Genomic DNA, 22,118 nt, shown 5'->3' on the forward strand with positions numbered 1-22,118 from the left:
TTACAATACGGGCCACCTCAAGACAATAAAGCGCACTCTTCGACGCCATGACACGAGATCCCCGCATCACCTTGAACGCACGACAGCAAGAGCTGCTCGACTGGGTGCAACGCGATGGCTTCGTGACGGTTGAGGACCTGGCCACGCATTTCGACGTCACGCCTCAAACCATTCGCCGCGACGTCAACTGGCTCTCCGACATGAACCTGCTGCGCCGCTATCACGGTGGTGCGAGTCTCCCGACCAGTTCGGAGAACGTCTCATACACCGCGCGCCAGCGCATGTTCCACGACGAAAAGCGTCGCATAGCCGCGCTCGTCGCTCAGCACATTCCCGATCAGGCGTCCCTCTTCATCAACTTGGGCACGACGACCGAGGAAGTCGCCCGGGCGCTGAACCGGCATCGCGGCTTGCATGTGATCACGAACAACCTCAACGTGGCGAGCATGATGAGCGGTTACCCCGAATGCGAGGTGCTGATCACCGGCGGCATTGTGCGGCCTTGGGACAAGGGCATTGTGGGCGAGATGGCGATCGACTTCATCCGCCAGTTCAAAGTCGACTTCGCGATCATTGGGGCGTCGAGCATTGAAACCGACGGCACGCTGCGCGATTTCGACACGCGCGAAGTCCGCGTGGCCGAAGCGATCATCAAACACGCCCGCACGGTGTTCCTCGCCGCCGATCACTCGAAATTCGGCCGCCCGGCGCTTGTCCGGCTCGGTCATTTGAGCCAGATCGACGCGCTTTTCACCGATGCCCCTGCGCCGCCCGAAATGGCTCAAACGCTCGCCGAAGCAAACACGCAGGTGTTCATAGCGCAATAGCGGCCAGCCCCAAAAACCCTGTGCGGCAAGTACGCTCTTCCTGTGTGCACTGCGGGAGGAACCTCGTGTAATTTCTACGATTTCGCTTGCCCGCCGAACCGCTTTCGCACCCGTAGAAAGTCAAACCCAAAATTTTCCGCAATCGTTTGGCACTCGCCCGGCGCTTGCATACAATCAAATCCCGGCAACGAAGCGCCGCTTTTCGGCGCCGCCCACCACGCTATGCATCATGCGTCTGCCGGATCGAAGTTCCAGCCTCGCGCAACGTTCTTAAGCACGCATGCCGGTCGCCGACCGGACAAAGTGCCGTTCGATCGTCATGGAGAACACGATGCTCAGTCCGCATGAATTCGCCACGCTGCTCCTCTTGCAAGACGCTCCCCATCAGATGGACATGGTGCGCGACGAACTCGACGCCCTGCTCGAGCGCCAGCTTGTCCAGTTGGAAAATCTCGCGTCTGGACGCCAGTTGTGGAGCCTGACGGCTTCCGGCGACTCCACGATGAAAGCAATCAAACGGTATTCGTAAATTTCGTCAACCCAACGCTTTTCAGTCAGCCCACACTCGCCCGCGGGTGAATCAGGCTGTTTGAGCGAACCGACTTGCGAACTGATTAGCCAGCGCGCAACGTCGGGTCGACGGCTGCTCGCCAGCTCAACGCTTGCGCCCGCTGGTCCGCGAAGAACGAAGCCCACGCGCTCTGCGCCGCCGGCGTACGGCTAGCACCGAGCGCCGCATATTGACCTGCAATTCCGGCCTGGAACGCGCAAAACTGCTCCTTCGGCAACTTGCCGCGCTTTTGCGCCACGTAAGCATCTAGAAACGCCGAATACACGCCCTGCGCATCCGTGCCGTAATCGACCGCGCTCCCACCGCACATGGACTGAAGCGCGGCCAGGGACGGTGCCCCCCTTGATCCCGAGACATCCGGCGCGGACAGGCATCCGCCCAGCATCAGCGCGCTTAGCGCACCAGCCACCAACATCTTGCGCATTGCATTCACTCCTTCATCTCCAATGACTACAGTATCGGTCGGTGGCCAGCTTCGCGCCACTCGGCCGGACGGCCTATGAGCCCAAATGAGCCGAAATACGACCACGACCTGCACTTTTCCGGCAAAACGCCGTAATAGCAGAGCGTTAGCCGATCAGACGACTTTACATTTTCGTTTTTGTTCGTTAAATTTCGAATTCGAACATTATTATGTTCCGACGGAGTTTTCTGTTGATGGCCATGGGGCGGACAAGCGATGCAAGGCAATCTTTATGATGTGCTCGTGGTGGGCGGCGGGGTCAACGGCACGGGTATAGCGCGGGACGCGGCGGGCCGTGGCCTCACCGTCATGCTGTGCGAAAAGGACGACCTGGCATCGCACACGTCGTCATCGAGTACGAAGCTCATTCACGGCGGGCTTCGCTATCTCGAATACGGTGAATACCGGCTCGTGCGCAAGGCGCTTCAGGAGCGTGAAGTGTTGCTGCGCGCGGCGCCGCACATCATGTGGCCACTGCGTTTCGTGATGCCGCACATGCCCAACCTGCGTCCCGCCTGGATGATCCGCGCCGGTCTTTTTCTCTACGATCACCTCGCGCGCCGCGAGTTGCTGCCCGGCTCGAAGGGTATCAACATGCGCCAGCACCCGGCCGGCGCGCCGCTTATCGACACAATCAAGCGCGGTTTTGTCTATTCCGACGGCTGGGTGGACGACGCACGGCTTGTCGCGCTCAACGCGGTCGACGCGCAGGAACACGGCGCGGTCATCAAGACGCGCACGCGCCTGGTCAGTGCGCGTCGCGGCGAAGGCGTTTGGCATGCCACGCTCGCCGACAACCACGGCGCGACCTTTGACATCCGGGCGCGCTCCATCGCGAACGCTGCCGGCCCGTGGGTCAGCGACCTGCTCAAGGATTCGCTCAACAGCAACACGCACACGCGCCACACCGTGCGGCTGGTCAAAGGAAGCCACATAGTCACCCGGCGCCTCTTTGAGCACGACCACGCGTACATCTTCCAGAATCCGGACAAGCGCATCATTTTCGCCATTCCGTACGAGCACGAGTACACGCTGATAGGGACGACTGACCTGGAGTATCACGGCGATCCGTCGAAAGTCGTCATCAGCGCGGAAGAAACCACGTACCTTTGCGACTCCATCAATCGCTACTTCAAGAAGCACATCAGTCCGGCGGATGTCTGCTGGACCTATGCTGGCGTGCGAGGCCTGCTCGAGGATGAAAACGCGGAGAACGCGTCGGCAGTTACCCGCGACTACCTGCTCGAACTCGACACGCCCGCGAATGAAGCACCTTTGCTGTCGGTGTTCGGCGGCAAGATCACCACGTTTCGCAAGCTGGCTGAAGAAGCCGTCGACAAACTCGGCGAAGCGCTGCAATCGCCGGCCCGGAGTAAAACCTGGACCGAAGGCGCGCCGCTGCCGGGTGGGGATATGGCCAAGGCCGACTTCGCGCTGTTCCTCAGCGCGTTCAAGCAACGCAACCGGTGGCTGCCCGAGGAGCTCGCGCATCGTTACGCACGGGCTTACGGTACGCGCGCGCAACAGCTTCTGGGCGACGCAAGCTCGCTCGCCGATCTCGGCGAGGTCCTGGCTCCAGGCTTATACGAAGCAGAACTCCGCTACATGCGCGACAACGAATGGGCAACCTGTGCGGACGACGTACTCTGGCGCCGCTCGAAACTCGGGCTGCACCTGGAGCCGGGTTCGCTTGATGACGTGATTCGCCGCATTGACGGGTGGTTTGCGTCGAGCAAGCAGGAAGCGGAGCCACGGGTGACGTCATCTGCATCATCCACGCCTGCTCGCACCGTCGTTTAAGCGGGCGTTGGCGCGAATAGCTACCCTGCGGCACCTGATAACGGTGTGACGATATCTTCGTTTGATGCCAGTTAAGCCAATGCTAGTCTTGCCTTCACTCGTTCCCGCGCCGCTTGGCTGAGCGGGTTCAATTGACAGGACGACAGAACGACTGGAGGCTCATCATGGTTGCACCGGCTTATTCATCGCTGGAACTCGTGCGCGAGTCGTTTGATGCGCGCGCGCCGGCCGAACTCGCCGAGGCAACACAGGCGCCTGCGGCCAACATCCCGGCTAACGCTCATCAAGCGCATCACGCGCAGCAGACCGACGCGCAGGAAGCGAATGACGCGCTCGAATATCTCGTTGGCGTGAACCTGGCGCGGCTGCGCGCCGAACGGCAACTCTCGCTCGACGCCCTCGCTCGCGCGTCCGGCGTGTCACGGGCCATGCTGGCGCAGATCGAATCCGGGCGCAGCGTGCCGTCCATCAAGGTGCTGCACAAGATTGCGAGCGCGCTCAAGGTGTCGGTGGCAGCATTTCTTCGACGTCACGCGACCAATGGCATCGAATATTTGCCGGCCGAGCAGGCAACGCGCCTCGTGACATCGAACGGACGTTTTTCAGCCCGGCCGCTGTTTCCGCTGAGCGCGCCGGCATCGGCGGAATTCCACGAACTGCGCATTGCACCGCTTCACGCCGAATCCGGCAGCCCGCGCCCGCCCGGCACCACGATCAATCTGGTCGTAAGCGACGGCACGCTGGAAATCCGCGTGCACGACCGGGCGCAGTTGCTGGCCACGGGCGACGCCATTGTGTTCGACGCCGATCAACCCCATACGCTACGCAATCCCGGCAACACGGAAGCGCGTGCGTATCAGGTGACGGTGAACGCGGAAACGCCACCGCGCTGGCACGTTCCGGCCGACTCACGTCGTATCGACGATGCCAGCTAGGCGCGCTTAAGTACAAGCTACAAACATGCAGTACTGCAGCACGGTCGAGTCTGTTGTATCCTGAAATTAGTCGCGTTGTTAAGTGTTTAGCGACAAGTCAGTACGTCTTCAGGGCGGGGTGCAATTCCCCACCGGCGGTATGCGAGCGGCGAAAGCCTCCCGTGAGCCCGCGAGCGCCCGTGAACGTGGCTTGCAAGCAATTGCGAGCCACACGTCACAAGTTACGGGGTCAGCAGATCTGGTGAGATGCCAGAGCCGACGGTCATAGTCCGGATGGAAGAAGATGTGCAGACGGTCATGTCCGTTTCGCGTGTTTGCCGCGGTGTATTTATTTGCGTCCGCGTTGAACGGGCGCCGTCGAATTGACGGCGTTGAAGACGCGTGTCGTTCTGTCTGTTTGCAATGCCCTGAAACGTTTTTCGCCCCATTTCTTTTGCGAGAGCGTTTCACTCATGTCCGATTCAGTTTTCACCTCCCCGGCCACCGCCTTTGCTGATCTTGCGCAACTTCGTGCAGGCGACGCGCCCGTTGCTATCCCACACCGAATTGCCGCTGCCTTGCAAGCGTTGCGCGAAGGCCGCGCGGTCGCCCTGCTCGACGACGACGATCGCGAGAACGAAGCCGACCTCATTTACGCCGCCGAAAAGCTCGACGTCGAAGGCATGGCGCTGATGATCCGCGAGTGCAGCGGCATTGTGTGCCTGTGCCTTCCTGACGAGACCGTCCGCGCGCTCCACTTGCCGCCGATGGTCGCCGACAACGGCAGCAAATACGGCACGGCATTCACGGTTTCTATCGAAGCACGCGAGGGCGTAACGACGGGCGTATCGGCAGTTGACCGGTTGACGACGATCCGCGCCGCGATTGCCGATAACGCCAAGGCTGGCGATATCGTGAGTCCTGGCCATGTGTTCCCGCTGCGTGCGCAGCCGGGCGGCGTGCTGACCCGGCGCGGCCATACGGAAGGAACGGTCGATCTGGCGATCCTCGCCGGGTTGAAACCAGCGGGCGTGCTGTGCGAATTGATGAATGCGGATGGCACGATGGCGCGCGGTGCGCAGATCGATGCGTTCGTGAAAGAGCGCAACATTCCGGTGCTCACTATCGCCGAACTCGCTGATTTCCGCATGGCGCTTGCCGCCGCGCGCGAACTGGCGGAAGAAACGGTTTAACGGCTGGAAGCTCCGTTCATGGAGGCTCCGTTCATCTGACGGGCCATCATAAAACCAAAGAAAGACGCGGCCCTGAGTTGAAGGGCCGCGTCTTTTGTTTGGGCATCGTGGCAAAGCTGGAACAGCTGCATCCGGCAAAAGAGCAATTCAACCAGTGCGGCCGCGCCGGTTCACGCGTTTCAAACCGCTCGAATGCAAGCGTGGAAAAACAAACCCCGCCAACACAACATCACGTAGCTTCCGCCGTCAAGATCGCCGCGAACTTCCTGTACAGCCAGACCGAGCAGGTTGCCCCTGTCGCCGTATAAAGCAGCGTTCCGACGCTTTGCACGACCATCAAACCCAGGGTCAGGCTGCCTATGGCCCCAGCTGTCCCCAGCATTTCCGCGATCACCGTCAACACCGTCGCAATTCCCACGATAGGCAGGATTGCGAGCACGGCGGCCGTCGAGATGAACCAGAAGTGCCCGCGCGTGTCTTCCCAGGCAGCGCGCCATTGGATCCGGCCACCAGCGGCGGTGTGCGGAAACAGCAAGGAGAGCCGCGCCGACACAAAACTCACGCCGCACACGACCAGCACCGCGAGCGTGGCGGTCGCGGCCATCGAGGTGCCGCTGGACAATCCCGCCAGCCGCAACCCGATCCAGACGATCACGACCGCGAGCATCGCGCCCACGTATCCCGCAATCAGCGCGATGCAAAGCAGGAAATAGCGTCGGATACCGGCGTCCCAGAGGCGTGTCGCCGGAATTACCGGCTCGGACGTGGCCGAAGCTGCGGCAGATTCCGCGCTGAGTTTCATCGCAAAGCGGACCACGAACACGGCCAGCACCGCGAGTATCAAGGTCTGCACAAACGTGACCCCAAGAGAAATCAGCCCCTGGGTGAATCCGGCGGCATGACCGGCGCTGCTGCTGGTCATCGCGGTCAGCGAACCGCCCGATGCCGCTATCCCGGGAAATTGCGCCTTGTAGCCAGCGGTTGCCGTGGCGAGAACGGCTACGAACGCCACTAGAAATACGATCGGCATGTGCCGCACGGCGGAGGCGGCGTCGCGCCATGCGCCCTTCAGGCATTGGCGCAGCGTGATGTCTTCCATAAAACCTCGGTCGAAAAGCGTGATCAAGCGGTAAGCCGCGGATGCGGCTCGCACGACACGCTAGTCGGTTGAGGACGCCGGGTCAACATCCGGCGAATAGGCTGGATGCGTTGGATAGACCGGCGTGCGGGTCTCCCTGTGCGGCACGCCGGATCGGCACGCGCCTCCTTGCGCCGCACGCCAGGTCGCCGCGTGGACCTTCCGATGCCGCACGCTACATCGGCCGGCGCATTCCCTCATCCTGCACGCGCCATGGATTCAAACCGCATCTACCGCACCCGCGCCTGCTCCCTGGCCGCCGCGATCGAGCCGGGCGGCGTACCACGTCACGCCGAGCGCCACCACGGCCACCACGGCCGCGACCCACGGCAACGAATCCAGCGGATGCCCTTGCTGCAACACCACACCGCCGAGCCACGCACCACCGGCATTTCCCAGGTTGAACGCACCGATATTCAGCGTCGACGCCAGATTCGGCGCGTGTTTCGCCTTCTCGACCACGCGTGTCTGCAGCGGCGGCACGGTGGCGAACGCGGCGATACCCCAGATAAAGATCGTGATGGCCGCCAGCGTCTGGCTATGGCTGGTCTTCGCGAACACCGCCATGATGATGGCGAGCGCGACGAGAATGCCCATCAGCGACGGCATCAGCGCACGGTCGGCCAGCTTGCCGCCGATCGTGTTGCCGATCGTCAATCCAACACCGAACAGCACAAGTACCAACGTGACGCCGTGCGGCGAAAATCCGCTGACTTGTTCGAGGATCGGCGCGATATAGGTGAAGACGACAAACACGCCGCCGAAGCCGAGCACGGTCATTGCCAGGGCGAGCCAGACTTGCGGCTCCTTGAGCACGCGCAGTTCGTGGCCGAAGTTCGATGGTCCCGAATCGTGCTTGTTCGGCACGAGCGCGGCCACCCCGATCAGTGACAACACGCCAAGCGCAGCCACGACCCAGAACGTCGCGCGCCAGCCGAATTCCTGACCGATAAACGTCCCGAACGGCACGCCGAGCACGTTCGCGAGGGTAAGCCCGGTGAACATCAGCGCAATCGCGCTAGCGCGCTTTTCAGCGGGAACCAGCGACGCCGCGACCACTGCGCCAATACCGAAAAACGAGCCGTGCGCGAACGACGTCACCACGCGGGCGACCATGAGCATGGAATAACCCGGCGCAACGGCACACAGCACATTGCCGACGATAAACACGCCCATCAGCGCTTGCAGCGAGAGTTTGCGCGGCATTTTTGCGGTCAGCACGGCGAGCAGCGGCGCGCCCACGGCCACGCCCAGCGCGTAGCCGGTGACGAGAAAACCCGCCGATGGAATCGATACAGCCAGGTCGCGGGCCACGTCGGGCAGCAGCCCCATGATCACGAACTCGGTTGTGCCGATGGCAAACGCGCTGATCGCGAGCGCCAGGAGTGGAATAGGCATGGGAATCCCCTTAGTTTGAGAATGCGGAGAATGCGGACAAGGTGGACAAGGCGGAGGGTTCGGAACGTCCGGCTAAGGCGGAAAGCGACATCACGAATTCGATGACCACGCCCGGCGCAAGCTGAACAAACACCTGCTGCTCGCGGGAGAGCGGAACGTCGGCTTCGGAGAACGGGATTGCGTGTTCGTGCAGGCGTGCGAGCAACGCCTGCCATTCGGCCGCGCCTTGCACGCGCAGCGCGAGATGATCGATGCGCGTGGCTGCGCGGCCACCGGGCGGCGAAGCCAGCACCGAGCCGTTCTCGATCAGATGCACAGCGGGCGCGTCATCGAGATAAAGCCAGTACCCGCCGATCCCGAACGGCGGGCGCGGGCCGACCTTCATGCCGGCAATATCGACGAGAAAATGGCGGATCGACTCGCAATCGGGCGCGACGATCGTGACGTGATCGAGTTTCATTGGGGAACGCGCGTCGGGGCGCGTCCGGAGAATCTGGGCTGCATGATTCAACCTCATACGCTGCAATGCACCAAATTCTGCGCGCTGAGAGACATTTTGATAATTGGCGTAGCATTTGAAGCATTATCAAAAGCAAATTGAGAATGACGATGGATCGACTCGGCGACATGCGCCTGTTCACCGAAGCGGCATCGCTCGGCAGCCTGTCCGCGGCGGGGCGCAAGCTGGGTTTATCGCCGGCGGCGGCCAGCGCAAGACTGCTCAAGCTGGAAAAATCCCTCACCGCGCGGCTGTTCGAGCGCACCACCCGCCAGCTCAGGCTCACCGACGAAGGGCGGCTCTATCTGCAGCATTGCCGGATCGCGCTGCAGGCTATCGACGACGGCGAAGCCGCGCTGCACGCCGGCCAGAACCTCGTGCGCGGCAAGGTGCGCATCTCGGCCACATCGGATTTCGGCCGCAATCTGCTGTGCCATTGGCTCGATGAATTCAGTCGCGTATATCCGGACGTGAGCTTTTCGCTGACGCTGTCGGATTCGGTGTCGAATCTGCTGCTCGAGGAGATTGATCTGGCGATTCGCTTCAACCGGCCGTCGGAGGGTAATCTCATTGCGCGGCGGCTGGCGCCGAACCGGCGTGTGCTGTGCGCATCGCCGCAATACCTGGCGCGGCACGGCGAACCGAAAACGCCCGCCGATCTCGCCACCCACGTGTTCACGGTGCTGGTGACCTCCACGGCTACGTTCAATCAGTTTGATTTCGTCCGCGGCGACGAGCGTTTCAGCCACACCGTGCCGCTCGACAACGCCTGGGAAACCAACGACGGCGCGCTGTCCCGGGCGTGGGCGCTGTCCGGCCAGGGCATTGCGCACAAATCGATCTGGGATATCGCCGCCGATGTCCGCTCCGGCGCGCTGAAAATTTTGCTGGCAGACTGGTGTTCGAACGAGGCGGCGGTCCACGCGGTGTACCACTGCAACCGGTATAGGGCGCCGCGGGTGCGGGTGTTGCTGGATTTCCTGGTCGAGCGCTTCGAGCGCGCGACCGCGGAATTGCTCGGCGACCTTGCCTATCCGCCCGGCCAGCAGGGTCAAGAAGTCGAGCGGACGCTATAATATCGAGCTGATTGTCGAGCGATGGGTTGAGCTACGCGCCGAGTCAGGCGTCGAGCAAATTTCGGTCATTTCAAGCGAAATAGGTCCGAAACAGCCCTGAAAGCGAGCGCAAACGCCGACGAAACGAAACACGTCAGTCCCTTCAACGCATTAAAAACCGCGCCCCCAGACTAATCACTGCGACCGGCGAAATTCATGACCAAGAAAGTGTATGTAAAGACCTTTGGCTGCCAGATGAACGAGTACGACTCCGACAAAATGGTCGACGTGCTCGGAGCAGCCCATGGCCTCACCCAGACGGATACGCCGGAAGACGCGGACGTCATTCTCTTCAACACGTGTTCGGTGCGCGAAAAAGCGCAGGAAAAGGTTTTCTCGGACCTTGGCCGTGTGCGCGAATTGAAAGAAGCGAACCCGAACCTGATCATTGGCGTGGGCGGTTGCGTGGCAAGCCAGGAAGGCGCGGCAATTGTGTCGCGCGCGCCCTACGTGGACCTGGTGTTCGGCCCGCAGACGCTGCATCGTCTGCCGGAAATGATTGCGAAACGGCGTTCCAGTGGCCGCGCGCAAGTCGATATCTCGTTTCCGGAAATCGAAAAATTCGATCACCTGCCGCCGGCGCGTGTCGATGGCCCGAGCGCGTTTGTATCAATCATGGAAGGCTGCAGCAAGTACTGCAGCTATTGCGTGGTGCCTTACACACGGGGCGAAGAAGTATCGCGGCCGCTGGACGATGTGCTGACCGAAATTGCCGGCCTCGCTGACCAAGGCGTGCGCGAAGTCACCATGCTCGGTCAGAATGTGAATGCGTATCGTGGACCGGTGACACAGCATTCCACGGACATTGCCGACTTCGCTACGTTGATTGAATACGTGGCGGAAATTCCGGGCATTGAGCGAATTCGCTACACCACGTCGCATCCGAAGGAATTCACGCAGCGCTTGATCGATACCTACGCGAAGGTGCCCAAGCTCGTGAGCCACTTGCACTTGCCGGTGCAGCACGGTTCCGACCGCATCCTGATGGCGATGAAACGCGGCTATACCGTGCTCGAATACAAGTCCGTGATCCGCAAATTGCGCGCGATTCGTCCGGATTTATCGCTGTCCACGGACATGATCGTCGGCTTCCCGGGCGAGACGGAAGATGACTTCCAGAAGATGATGAAGCTGATCGACGAAATGAGTTACGACACCAGTTTCTCGTTCATCTACAGCCCGCGTCCCGGTACGCCCGCTGCAAACCTGCACGACGACACCCCGCGCGAAGTGAAGCTCAAGCGTTTGCAACATTTGCAGGCGACCATTGAGGCGAACGTGGCGAAGATCAGCAACGCCATGCTGGGTTCGGTGCAACGCATTCTGGTGGAAGGCCCGTCGCGCAAGGACCCGAGCGAACTCGCCGGACGCACGGAGAATAATCGCGTGGTGAATTTCCCGGCACCGATCTCATCGCACAAACGGCTGATCGGCCAGATGGTCGATGTGGAAATCAACGTGGCGTATCCGCATTCGTTGCGTGGTGAACTGATTTTGACGCCGGCTACCACTCACTAAACTGCAGCTTCGACAGGAACCCGACTCTCGCCTTGAAGACCGCTCAGCAGCATATGGAATTCACCGCACCGCGCGAAGACAACGCGCGGCTCGCCAACCTGTGTGGCCCGCTCGACGAAAACCTGCGGCAGATCGAGCAGGCGCTCGACGTGACGCTCACGCGTCGCGGACACAAGATCACCATCCGCGGGCGCGGCGCGAAGGTTGCGCTGGCGGCGCTCGAAAATTTCTATCATCGCGCGAAAGACACGTTGTCGGTGGACGATATCCAGCTTGCGCTGGTCGAAGCGCGCAATGCAGCCCGGCGCGGGTTGAATGTCAATAAGCCATCGAATAATCTGAATTCCGATCCTGTCGATCCACGTTTCCGTGGAGACCCCGATCATCCCTTCGATGAACCCAGCGCGACCATCGACCTGGGCGAAGAAGAGGATCCGGGTCCGAAGCTGTACACGCGACGCGCCGATCTACGCGGCCGCACGCCGATGCAGCGCGAATACCTCAAGCAAATCATTGCGCACGATGTGACGTTTGGCATAGGCCCGGCGGGTACGGGCAAGACCTATCTGGCAGTTGCATGCGCGGTGGATTCGCTCGAACGCGATCAGGTGAAGCGCATCGTGCTGACGCGTCCTGCCGTGGAAGCCGGCGAGCGTCTGGGTTTCCTGCCGGGCGATCTCGCGCAGAAAGTGGATCCGTATTTGCGGCCGCTTTACGACGCGCTTTACGACCTGCTCGGCTTCGATAAAACCGCGAAAATGTTCGAACGCCAGATGATCGAAATCGCGCCGCTCGCGTACATGCGCGGCCGGACGCTGAACCACGCGTTCATCATTTTGGACGAAGCGCAGAACACCACGCCCGAGCAGATGAAGATGTTCCTGACGCGGATCGGTTTCGGGTCGAAGGCCGTTGTCACCGGCGACACCACGCAGGTCGATTTGCCGCGCGGTCATAGAAGCGGGCTGATTGAAGCGCAGCACATACTGGCGAATGTGCGCGGTATCGCGATGACGAAGTTCACGAGCGTGGACGTGGTGCGGCACCCGCTGGTCGCGCGCATTGTGGAAGCGTATGACGCGCAGTCGGAGCGTGACGCCGCGGCCGCTTCGGCTGCCGCCGCAAAATATCGCTCTGAATAAGCATGCCCAAACTTGCACTGACACTGCAGTTTCCCGCCGCCAAAACGTTCCCTGAACACAAGGCGCTGTTGCCGCGCGCAACCGTCGCCAGCTGGATCAAGGCGTCGCTGTTCGCGGACGCGGAACTGACCGTGCGTTTTGTCGATACCGAGGAAGGCCGGACGCTGAACCGGTCTTATCGGCAGAAGGATTACGCCACTAATGTGCTGACGTTCGCCTACGCCGAGTCGGAAGACGATCCGGTCACGGGCGACCTGGTGCTGTGCTGTGCGGTAGTGGAACGCGAGGCGCGCGAGCAGAACAAGCCGCTCGCCGCGCATTACGCCCATCTGATCGTGCACGGTACGCTGCACGCTCAGGGCTACGATCATGAAGATTCAGCGGAAGCGGAAGAAATGGAATCGATCGAAACGGGCATCATGCAAACGCTCGGTTTCACCGATCCTTACCTGCCGTTGCCGCCCAACTAAGCCGTGACTGACGACCCGTCCCCTCTCCCCGAACTCCCGAAAGAACTGCCTATGCAGATTCCCGACGACTATCCGCCGGTGTTCGAGGAGTCGCGTCTTCTCACCGACGAGGAACTCGCGGCGTCGCGCGAAATAGCGTTGGCGCACTGGGATCGCAAGACGGATCTCTGGCTGTTCGGCTATGGCTCACTGATCTGGAACCCGGGCTTGCCAGCCGTGGAAACGGTGCGCAGCAAGGTGCACGGTTATCATCGCGGCCTGTATTTGTGGTCGCGCGTGAATCGCGGCACGCCCGAGCAGCCGGGGCTCGTACTGGCGCTGGATCGCGGCGGTTCGTGCACGGGCATGGCATTCCGGCTGGCAGCCGAAGGCGCGGAGCCGCACCTTGACGTGCTGTGGCGGCGCGAAATGGCAATGAATTCCTATCGCGTGGCCTGGTTGCCGTGCACGCTGATAGACGGCCGCCGCGTGGCTGCGCTGGCGTTCGTGATGCGACGCGAGGTCTCCACTTACACCGGCAAGCTCCCTGACCCGATGGTGCGCCACGTGCTCGGCTGCGCCACCGGCCGATACGGCACCACGCTCGATTACGTCAGCCGCACGGTCGCGGCACTACGGGAATGCGGTATGCCCGACCGCCATCTCGAAGCGCTGTTGCAGCGCTGCCAGAACGTGAATTCCGCGAATTCCGCGAATTCGTCCCAGGAATGAGCGTGACGGCATGCGTTAAAAGCACGCATAAAACTGCTCCGAATGCTTCGTAATGAACTCAACTGCGACCGATCGGCCAACGTCACCGGCTCGACATACTCGGCCAATATTTATCAGTTACGATGTTTCTACGAGATTTGAACGTCTTCGCACCGGCTCGAATGGGCGCGAATTTTCCTTGGTGTATTCTTAACTTTCCGAAATTTCGCGTCTGGAACAATCCGGGCGCCCCACTATGAACGACTCCTATCCCAGTCGACGTTACACCGACAAACCACCGGAAAAGCGCACGCTGCTTGAGCGCCTGACCGATTTCATCTCGCACGAACCTGAATCGCGCGACGAATTGCTGGAAGTCCTTCAGGACGCCCACGAACGCAATCTGCTCGACGCGGATTCGCTCTCCATGATTGAAGGCGTGTTCCAGGTTTCGGAACTCTGCGCACGCGACATCATGATTCCGCGTGCCCAGATGGACGCCATCAACATTGCCGAAACACCCGAGCAGTTCATTCCGTTCATGCTCGAAAAAGCGCACTCGCGCTATCCGGTATTCGAAAGCAACCGCGACAACGTGATCGGCGTGCTGCTTGCAAAAGACCTGCTGCGCTATTACCACGAAGAAGAATTCGATGTCCGCGGCATGCTTCGCCCCGCCGTGTTTATCCCCGAATCGAAACGCCTGAACGTCTTGCTGCACGATTTCCGCGTGAACCGGAATCACATTGCCATCGTCGTCGACGAATACGGCGGCGTGGCGGGTCTCATCACGATTGAAGATGTGCTGGAACAGATTGTTGGCGACATTGAAGACGAATACGACTTCGACGAAGAAGCCGGCAACATCATTGCGACGCCGGATGGACGGCATCGCGTACGGGCGCTGACTGGCATCGAGCAGTTTAACGAACAGTTTGGCACCCACTACTCCGACGACGAAGTCGACACCATCGGCGGGCTGGTCACTCACCGGTTCGGGCGCGTGCCGCATCGTGGAGAGAAGGTCCGTATTGACGAGTTCCTGTTTGAGATTCTGCGCGGCGACGCCCGCCAGATCCACGTGCTGCGCGTACGGCGTGCGCCCAACGCGAACCTGCTCGACGGCAATTCGCGCGACCACGACAACGACGACGAACGCGATTGAACACGAGTGAACGCGTTTGGTTTCGCTTGATCGGAATACGCGTTTGGAACGCCACTGAGCGGCCCTGACCTGCTTAAGCCTGTAACACCGCGTGTTCACACTACGCGAGCGTTACCAGCGGCGTGCCGTCCATGCAGGCGTTTTGCGCCTTTTTCGTGAAATGGCGAGCGCCGGTCACGCTCCGTCATTCGCTTACTTTTTGCCGACCTCGCAATCCATGGCCGACTCTTCGTCTCCTATTACCTCACGGCGCGGCTCCCGGCCGATGCCTGCTGAAAAACGCGCCGGCACCGCTCGGTCCTTGCCCTTCTGGCATTACCTCTTCGCGGCCGTGCTGGGCGCCGCGAATACGCTTTCGTTCGCGCCTACGCCACACGGCGGCTGGATCGAACTGGTGATTTTCACGCTGTTCTTCGCGTGGCTTACGCGCACCGATGGCTGGAAAAGCGCGGCGTTGACGGGCTGGGCGTTCGGATTCGGCAACTTCGTGACGGGTGTGTGGTGGCTGTATGTCAGCATGCACGACTACGGCGGCATGGCGGCGCCGCTGGCGGCTGCGGCCGTCGCGTTGTTCACAATGTATCTCGCGATCTATCCGGCGTTGGCGGGCGTGGTCTGGTCGCTGTGCGCGGGCCGCGCGCGTTATGAAGACAATGAGGACGACAATGGCTCGTCCGCTGCCGCGCTCATCAATGAACCGCGCTTCGTGCCGACCTGGCACGGTGCGTTCGCCTTTGCAAGCGCGTGGGCGCTGGGAGAATGGTTGCGCGGGCTTGTGTTCACCGGCTTTCCGTGGCTTTCGAGTGGGTATGCGCAAGTTGATGGCCCGTTGGCGGGGTTTGGATCTGTCGCGGGCGTGTACGGCGTGGGCTGGGTGCTAGGGCTCGTAGCGGCGTTGCTCGTGCAAGGGTTCTATGGCTTCAGGCGCAGCGCAGCGGCCCGCACGTCGAAGGCTGCGCGACTTGCGCCCTTCATCGTGGCAGTGGTACTGCTTGCGTCGGGCATGTTGTTGTCGCTCGTCGAATGGACGATCCCGGCGAACGCGCCGCTTACCGTCAGGCTGCTGCAGGGCGACGTGAAGCAGGACATGAAGTTCGAGCAGGCAGGCGTGGATCAATCGCTGGCGCTGTACAAAAAGCTGATCACCGGGAAGCCTGCGGATCTCATCGTCACGCCCGAAACCGCGTTGCCCATTCTTGCCGTTCAAGTGCCGCCGGACCTGGCGCTTGCGCTGCGCACTTTCTCCGATACAACCAACTCGACCATTCTGTTCGGTGCTATTGGCGTAACTGCTTCGGAAGGCCGTGTAACCGGCTACACGAACAGCCTGTTCGGCATCACGCCGAATCAGCACGACGTGTACCGCTATGACAAGCATCACCTCGTGCCGTTCGGCGAATTCGTGCCGACGGGTTTCCACTGGTTCGTGGCGCTCATGGGCATTCCGCTCGGCGACCTGGATCGCGGTCCGCCGGTGCAGAAATCGTTCTTCGTGCACAACCAGCCGATTGCCGTCGATATCTGCTACGAAGACATTTTTGGTGAAGAAATCGCGCGGACGATTCGCGAACAGGAAGCGCCCGCGGGCATTTTGGTGAACTCGACGAATCTTGCGTGGTTCGGCGACACCATTGCGCTGGATCAGCATTTGCAAATGGCCCGCATGCGATCGATCGAAACCGGTCGCCCAATGCTGCGCTCGACCAACACGGGCACCACCGCCGTGATTGCGGCGAATGGCGCTGTAGTAGCACGGTTGCCGGTGTACACGGTCGGTTCTCTCGATGCCACCGTGCAGGGCACATCCGGCCGCACGCCGTATGTCACGAGCGGCAACATGACGGTGATCGTGGTGTCGCTCCTGCTGCTGGCGTTCGCATTTGCGTTCGCGCCGGGCAGGAGTGGCCGCAACAAATCTGACAACAATGGTCCCAAAAAATCCTGAGCCCGCCCTGCTCGTCATCCGCAAGGCGGTGCGAGCAGACGCGGACGCCGCGTGGGACATCCGCCGCGCCGCCGTGATGAGTGAATGCGCAGACGCGTATCCGCTGGACCAACTGGAGCAATGGACCGGCGGTACGGCCTCGAGGGCGTTCGCCGATGCCGTCGAAGAGCGTTTCCTGGTGGCAACCGTTGACGAGCATGTAGCGGGCACCGGCATGATCGACCTCACGACCGGCAAAATCGATGCGATTTTTGTCCATCCGGCGTATATGAAACGCGGCATCGGTGCGGCCATGATGCGTCATCTGGAAACACTTGCCCGCTCGACAGATCTCCGGGAGCTCAAGCTCGACTCCACGCTGAACGCCGCGCCGTTCTATCGCTCACTCGGTTTCGAAGGCGATGAAATCACGCCATACCGCTCGCCGCGTGGCCTGACCATGGATTGCGTGCCCATGACGAAACGGCTCCGCGGATAATCCCCGTTTTTACCGGACGAATGGCCGATGAGTCCGCCGTTCCCCCCGGAAAGTCGCACAAGCCCCTTATTCCCGCTAAAATTCAACGTTTTAGCCCTCCGGCCGGTGCATTTTTCCGGTCCGCTTCGACCACGCGCCGGCCCGCCGGCACAGCCTCGAAGGCACGCTTCAAAGGCATTCATGCTCACTTTTCAGCAAATCATCCTGACGCTGCAATCCTATTGGGATAACAAGGGTTGCGCGCTTCTCCAACCGATCGACATGGAAGTCGGCGCGGGTACCTCGCACGTGCACACGTTCCTGCGCGCCATCGGCCCGGAACCGTGGCGTGCGGCGTATGTCCAGCCGTCACGGCGTCCGAAGGACGGCCGTTACGGCGACAACCCGAACCGCCTGCAGCACTACTACCAGTATCAAGTGGTGCTGAAACCCGCGCCTGAAAATATCCTCGACTTGTACCTCGGCTCGCTTGAGGCGCTCGGCTTCGACCTGAAGGAGAACGACGTGCGTTTCGTGGAAGACGACTGGGAAAATCCAACGCTCGGCGCATGGGGTCTCGGCTGGGAAGTCTGGCTGAACGGCATGGAAGTGACGCAGTTCACGTACTTCCAGCAAGTTGGCGGTATCGACTGCAAGCCGGTGCTCGGTGAGATCACCTACGGTCTCGAACGGCTCGCCATGTATCTGCAGAAAGTGGAAAACGTCTACGACCTCGTGTGGACCGAATGGGAAGAGGACACGCCGAACGGACGCGAGGTTCGGCGCCTGACGTATGGCGACGTCTATCACCAGAACGAAGTCGAGCAATCCACCTACAACTTCGAGCACGCGAACGTCGACCTGCTGTTCACGTTCTTCAAGAGCTACGAAGCTGAAGCGCAGAAGATGATCGAAGCGAAGCTCTCGCTGCCCGCGTATGAGCTCGTGCTGAAAGCCGGCCACACATTCAACTTGCTGGACGCGCGCGGCGCGATTTCGGTGACGGAGCGCGCGGCGTATATCGGCCGGATCCGCGATTTGTCGCGTGCGGTCGCAAAGGGGTATTACGAGTCCCGTGAAGCGCTCGGTTTCCCAATGCTGGGCAACCCCGTACACGCCGCGCCCGGACTCATCACCGACGCACAAGATGCCGCCAAGCCCGCGTGGGCGCCGGCGCTGAAGGTCGAGCGCACTATCGATCAGGCCTGACCAGAGCACGACATAACAATGACCGAAACCAATCTTGCATCGCTGCTCGTCGAGCTGCGCACCGAAGAACTTCCGCCCAAAGCGCTCGCGCGCCTCGGCACCTCGTTTGCCGAAGGCATTGTGCAGCGGCTTGCCGCGCGCGACCTGATTGAAGGCGAAGCGAGTTTCGAAAAATACGCCACGCCGCGACGTCTCGCCGTGCTCATCAAGAACGTGCGCGCAGTCGCGCCGGAACGGCAGGTACGCGAGAAGGTACTGCCGGTTTCCGTCGCGCTGGACAAAGACGGCCAGCCCACCGCGCCGCTCGCGAAGAAACTGGCGGCACTGGGATTTCCCGACTTCGCCATCGGCGACCTTGAACGCGCCCAGGACGGCAAGGCCGAAGCGTTTTTCCTGCGCTACGCGGCACCCGGCGCAACGCTTGCCGAGGGCCTGCAGACCGCTCTGCAAGAAGCGCTCAGCAAGTTGCCAATCCCGAAGTTGATGACGTATCAACGCCCCGACGGCACCAGCGTGCAGTTCGTGCGGCCGGTGCATGGGCTGGTCGCGTTGCATGGCCGTCAGATCGTGCCGGTGAGCGCGCTCGGCATCGACTCCGGCGACACCACGCTGGGGCATCGCTTCATGTCGGAAGGGATTGTGGCAATAAGCCACGCTGACGACTACGCCGAGACGCTGCGCTCGAAGGGCAAGGTTGTCGCGAATTTCGACGATCGCCGCGAATCCATCCGCACGCAGTTGCAGGCATTCGCGGGCGTTGACCGCGTGGTGATGCCCGAGTCGTTGCTGGACGAAGTGAATGCGCTGGTCGAATGGCCGGTCGTGTATCAGTGCCATTTCGACGAGTCGTTCCTGCAAGTGCCGCAGGAATGCCTGATCCTCACCATGCAGACAAACCAGAAGTATTTCGCGCTGACTGACGAGCACGGCAAGCTGCGTTCGCGTTTCCTGATTGTGTCGAACATCGACACGCAAACGCCGGGCGATATTGTGGAAGGCAACGAACGCGTGGTCCGCCCGCGTCTGGCCGACGCCAAGTTTTTCTTCGAGCAAGACAAGAAGAAACGCCTCGCCGACCGCGTGCCGCTGCTCGCGAACGTGGTGTATCACAACAAGCTCGGTTCGCAGTTGCAACGCGTGCAGCGGCTTGAAGCACTGGCCGGAGAAATCGCGCCCATGATCGGCGTGGATGCAACCGTCACAAAGCGCGCCGCCCTGCTCGCGAAGGCCGACCTGATCACCGACATGGTCGGCGAGTTCCCGGAATTGCAGGGAACCATGGGCACGTACTACGCGCGCCACGACGGCGAGCCGGAAGAAGTCGCACTCGCTTGTACGGAACATTATCAGCCGCGTTTTTCCGGTGATGACACCCCGCCCAACGGTGTGAGCAGCGCCGTCGCTTTGGCCGACAAACTGGAAACGCTTGTCGGTATCTGGGGCATCGGCCTGCAGCCAACCGGCGAAAAAGATCCGTTCGCGCTGCGCCGTCACGCGCTCGGCGTGTTGCGCATCCTGCTGGAAAAGCGCCTTGCCATCGACCTGTTCGACTTGCTGCGTATCGCACACAAGCAATTCGCCGGCATGCCGCAAGTCGTCGATTCAACCGACGCCCTCTACGCGTTTTTCATGGACCGGCTGCGCGGCGTGCTGCGCGAGCGCGGCTTCAACGCGATTGAAATTGACGCTGTGCTGAGCCTGAACCCCACGCGCCTGGATGACATCGTCGCGCGTCTGGACGCCGTGCGCGAATTCGCGTCGTTGCCCGAGGCCGCGTCGCTTGCCGCGGCGAACAAACGCATCTCGAATATCCTTAAGAAGTCGGCTGAAGGCGTGCCGTCCAGCGTGCAGCCGGCTCTCCTTCAAGAGGCTGCCGAAAAAGCGCTGTACGCTCAACTCGAGCAGGTCGCGCCGCGCGTGCAAACGCAACTGGTCGAACGCAACTACACGGAAGCGCTGTCGGCGCTGTCCGCGTTGCGCGATGCCGTGGATACTTTCTTCAACGACGTGATGGTGAACGCGGAAGACCCGGCGCTGCGAAATAACCGCCTGGCTCTTCTCGGCGCACTGCATCAGCAGATGAATTGCGTCGCGGACATTTCGAAGCTTGCTGCCTGATGCGCCACACCATGCCGACCAACGCAAACAAGAAACTGGTGGTTCTCGATCGTGACGGCGTGATCAACGTCGACTCCGACGCGTTCATCAAGTCGCCCGACGAATGGGTTGCCATCCCCGGCAGCCTGGAAGCGATCGCGCGTTTGAACCAGGCCGGCTACCGCGTGGCGATTGCATCGAATCAATCGGGTATAGGCCGTGGTCTGTTCGACATGGCCGCGCTCAACGCAATGCACGAAAAGATGAACCGGGCGGCAGCAGCCGTGGGGGGCCGCATAGACGCGGTGTTTTTCTGCCCGCACACGCAGGAAGACGAATGCGAGTGCCGCAAGCCCAAGCCCGGCATGTTGCAGCAGATTGTGGAGCGCTTCGAGATCGATCCCGCTGATACGCCCATGGTCGGCGACTCGCTGCGCGATCTGCACGCAGGTGCGACGCTGGGCTTCGCGCTGCATCTGGTGCTGACCGGCAAGGGGCATAAAACACTGGCAGCGGGCAATTTGCCGCCGAATACGAAAGTACACGACGACCTGCGCACCTTCGCGCTCAACTTCCTCGCCGCACATCACGACTGATCCGACTGATCTGACTGATTTAATGTGCGGGTTTTTTCGTCACACCACAATAAGACTTATCCAAGCCGATGCGCTTCATTCGTTCGCTGCTGCTGATGGTTTTTTTCGTCGTTTATACGGTGCCGTACGCGTGCACGTGCTTCATCGTGTTCCCGTTCATGCGCGCTGAAAAGCGTTACTGGATGGCGGCGTACTGGTGCAAGTCGGGCATCGTGGTCATGCGGTACCTGAACGGCATCCGCTACCAGATCGAAGGCATGGAGAACCTCCCCGACGGTCCCGCCGTGCTGTTGTCGAAGCACCAGTCCGCTTGGGAAACGCTGGCATTCCCCGCGTTGATGCCACGACCCCTGTGCTATGTATTCAAGCGTGAGTTGCTGTTCGTACCATTCTTCGGCTGGACCATGGGCATGCTGAAGATGGTTCATATCGACCGGCGTCAGGGCAAGGACGCGTTTGCATCGGTGGCGCGGCAAGGGCGCGAGCGCATGGCCGAGGGAGCGTGGGTCATCATGTTCCCGGAAGGCACGCGTACACGCGTGGGCCAGCAGGGCAAGTACAAATCAGGCGGTGCGCGCTTCGCGTGCGCGGCGGGCGCACCGGTCGTCCCTATTGCCCACAACGCCGGACACGTATGGCCGCGGAAATCGTTTCTCAAATATGCGGGTATAGTCACTATGTCAATCGGCCGTCCGATCGACACGACAGGCCTCACGCCGGAAGAAGTCAACCTGCGCGTGGAGCGCTGGATCGAAGCGGAAATGCGTCGCATCGATCCGGACTCGTACGGTCCCGCCGATCGTTTCGCCGCTGAGTCTGACTCTAAGTCCGATTCCAAGTCCGATTCTGAGTCCAAGTCTCAAGGCGCGGCTACCGGTCTGTAGAGAGCCGGATGTCGTTATCGTTGCGTT

Annotated in this window: 21 protein-coding genes and 1 riboswitch; of the genes, 17 read left to right on the forward strand and 4 right to left on the reverse strand. The window is 61.1% G+C overall.

Annotated elements, in window-relative coordinates:
- Window positions 1-47: 47 nt before the first annotated feature.
- Together BSU04_RS24740 and BSU04_RS24745 are read left to right on the forward strand one after the other, a co-directional pair.
- A complete protein-coding gene (locus BSU04_RS24740) occupies window positions 48-827 on the forward strand; it encodes a DeoR/GlpR family DNA-binding transcription regulator (RefSeq protein WP_089163046.1) in 780 nt (259 codons plus the stop codon).
- Between the two features lie 331 nt (window positions 828-1,158).
- The gene (locus BSU04_RS24745) at window positions 1,159-1,356 is read left to right on the forward strand and encodes a hypothetical protein (RefSeq protein WP_089163086.1); all 198 of its coding nucleotides are present in this window, start codon (window positions 1,159-1,161) and stop codon (window positions 1,354-1,356) included.
- 85 nt (window positions 1,357-1,441) lie between these two features.
- On the opposite strand, the gene BSU04_RS24750 is transcribed toward BSU04_RS24745, so the two are convergent.
- Window positions 1,442-1,822 carry a hypothetical protein gene (locus tag BSU04_RS24750; RefSeq protein WP_089163047.1) on the reverse strand — a complete coding sequence of 127 codons (381 nt, stop codon included), beginning with the start codon at window positions 1,820-1,822 and terminating at the stop codon, window positions 1,442-1,444.
- 255 nt (window positions 1,823-2,077) lie between these two features.
- Here BSU04_RS24750 and glpD point away from each other — a divergent pair, with 255 nt between their 5' ends.
- From glpD to ribB, 3 genes are all read left to right on the forward strand, one after another.
- On the forward strand, window positions 2,078-3,661 hold the full coding sequence (glpD, locus tag BSU04_RS24755) for a glycerol-3-phosphate dehydrogenase (RefSeq protein ID WP_089163048.1): 1,584 nt from the start codon (window positions 2,078-2,080) through the stop codon (window positions 3,659-3,661).
- A 164-nt stretch (window positions 3,662-3,825) separates the two neighbouring features.
- Entirely contained in the window at window positions 3,826-4,596 is a 771-nt protein-coding gene (locus tag BSU04_RS24760; RefSeq protein WP_089163049.1) for a helix-turn-helix domain-containing protein, read from the forward strand.
- A 100-nt stretch (window positions 4,597-4,696) separates the two neighbouring features.
- Window positions 4,697-4,885: riboswitch (FMN riboswitch) on the forward strand.
- Window positions 4,886-5,048: 163 nt separating this feature from the next.
- On the forward strand, window positions 5,049-5,768 hold the full coding sequence (gene ribB, locus BSU04_RS24765) for a 3,4-dihydroxy-2-butanone-4-phosphate synthase (RefSeq protein ID WP_089163050.1): 720 nt from the start codon (window positions 5,049-5,051) through the stop codon (window positions 5,766-5,768).
- 229 nt (window positions 5,769-5,997) lie between these two features.
- On the opposite strand, the gene BSU04_RS24770 is transcribed toward ribB, so the two are convergent.
- The 3 genes from BSU04_RS24770 to BSU04_RS24780 form a co-directional block, all read right to left on the reverse strand.
- Window positions 5,998-6,867 (reverse strand): hypothetical protein, encoded by an 870-nt coding sequence (locus tag BSU04_RS24770; protein WP_089163051.1) that lies wholly within the window; start codon window positions 6,865-6,867, stop codon window positions 5,998-6,000.
- Window positions 6,868-7,125: 258 nt separating this feature from the next.
- Window positions 7,126-8,304, reverse strand: coding sequence for an MFS transporter (locus BSU04_RS24775; protein WP_089163052.1), 1,179 nt, complete (start codon window positions 8,302-8,304; stop codon window positions 7,126-7,128).
- Between the two features lie 10 nt (window positions 8,305-8,314).
- Complete coding sequence (locus BSU04_RS24780; RefSeq protein ID WP_256983272.1) at window positions 8,315-8,764, reverse strand: extradiol dioxygenase; 450 nt, start codon at window positions 8,762-8,764, stop codon at window positions 8,315-8,317.
- 149 nt (window positions 8,765-8,913) lie between these two features.
- Here BSU04_RS24780 and BSU04_RS24785 point away from each other — a divergent pair, with 149 nt between their 5' ends.
- From BSU04_RS24785 to BSU04_RS24840, 12 genes are all read left to right on the forward strand, one after another.
- Window positions 8,914-9,879: a LysR family transcriptional regulator gene (locus BSU04_RS24785; protein WP_373452859.1), complete on the forward strand. Its 966-nt coding sequence runs from the start codon at window positions 8,914-8,916 to the stop codon at window positions 9,877-9,879.
- Between the two features lie 195 nt (window positions 9,880-10,074).
- Window positions 10,075-11,436: a tRNA (N6-isopentenyl adenosine(37)-C2)-methylthiotransferase MiaB gene (gene miaB / locus BSU04_RS24790; protein ID WP_089163054.1), complete on the forward strand. Its 1,362-nt coding sequence runs from the start codon at window positions 10,075-10,077 to the stop codon at window positions 11,434-11,436.
- 32 nt (window positions 11,437-11,468) lie between these two features.
- Window positions 11,469-12,578, forward strand: a complete 1,110-nt coding sequence (locus BSU04_RS24795) for a PhoH family protein (RefSeq protein WP_089163055.1) — start codon at window positions 11,469-11,471, stop codon at window positions 12,576-12,578.
- A 2-nt stretch (window positions 12,579-12,580) separates the two neighbouring features.
- On the forward strand, window positions 12,581-13,048 hold the full coding sequence (gene ybeY, locus BSU04_RS24800; RefSeq protein WP_373452858.1) for an rRNA maturation RNase YbeY: 468 nt from the start codon (window positions 12,581-12,583) through the stop codon (window positions 13,046-13,048).
- Between the two features lie 51 nt (window positions 13,049-13,099).
- Window positions 13,100-13,759: a gamma-glutamylcyclotransferase gene (locus BSU04_RS24805; RefSeq protein ID WP_089163057.1), complete on the forward strand. Its 660-nt coding sequence runs from the start codon at window positions 13,100-13,102 to the stop codon at window positions 13,757-13,759.
- A 235-nt stretch (window positions 13,760-13,994) separates the two neighbouring features.
- Complete coding sequence (locus BSU04_RS24810; RefSeq protein WP_089163058.1) at window positions 13,995-14,903, forward strand: HlyC/CorC family transporter; 909 nt, start codon at window positions 13,995-13,997, stop codon at window positions 14,901-14,903.
- 217 nt (window positions 14,904-15,120) lie between these two features.
- Entirely contained in the window at window positions 15,121-16,848 is a 1,728-nt protein-coding gene (gene lnt, locus BSU04_RS24815; protein ID WP_089163087.1) for an apolipoprotein N-acyltransferase, read from the forward strand.
- The gene (locus BSU04_RS24820) at window positions 16,829-17,326 is read left to right on the forward strand and encodes a GNAT family N-acetyltransferase (protein ID WP_089163059.1); all 498 of its coding nucleotides are present in this window, start codon (window positions 16,829-16,831) and stop codon (window positions 17,324-17,326) included. Before lnt ends, BSU04_RS24820 begins: the two co-directional genes overlap by 20 nt.
- Before the next feature lie 180 nt (window positions 17,327-17,506).
- A complete protein-coding gene (glyQ, locus tag BSU04_RS24825) occupies window positions 17,507-18,514 on the forward strand; it encodes a glycine--tRNA ligase subunit alpha (protein WP_089163060.1) in 1,008 nt (335 codons plus the stop codon).
- Between the two features lie 18 nt (window positions 18,515-18,532).
- Window positions 18,533-20,632: a glycine--tRNA ligase subunit beta gene (gene glyS, locus BSU04_RS24830; RefSeq protein ID WP_089163061.1), complete on the forward strand. Its 2,100-nt coding sequence runs from the start codon at window positions 18,533-18,535 to the stop codon at window positions 20,630-20,632.
- Between the two features lie 11 nt (window positions 20,633-20,643).
- Complete coding sequence (gene gmhB, locus BSU04_RS24835; protein WP_089163088.1) at window positions 20,644-21,207, forward strand: D-glycero-beta-D-manno-heptose 1,7-bisphosphate 7-phosphatase; 564 nt, start codon at window positions 20,644-20,646, stop codon at window positions 21,205-21,207.
- A gap of 68 nt (window positions 21,208-21,275) precedes the next feature.
- Window positions 21,276-22,091, forward strand: coding sequence for a lysophospholipid acyltransferase family protein (locus BSU04_RS24840; protein ID WP_089163062.1), 816 nt, complete (start codon window positions 21,276-21,278; stop codon window positions 22,089-22,091).
- Window positions 22,092-22,118: the final 27 nt, after the last annotated feature.

Origin of the sequence: Caballeronia sordidicola (assembly GCF_002220365.1) — a bacterium.
GTDB classification, from domain to species: Bacteria; Pseudomonadota; Gammaproteobacteria; order Burkholderiales; family Burkholderiaceae; genus Caballeronia; species Caballeronia sordidicola_C.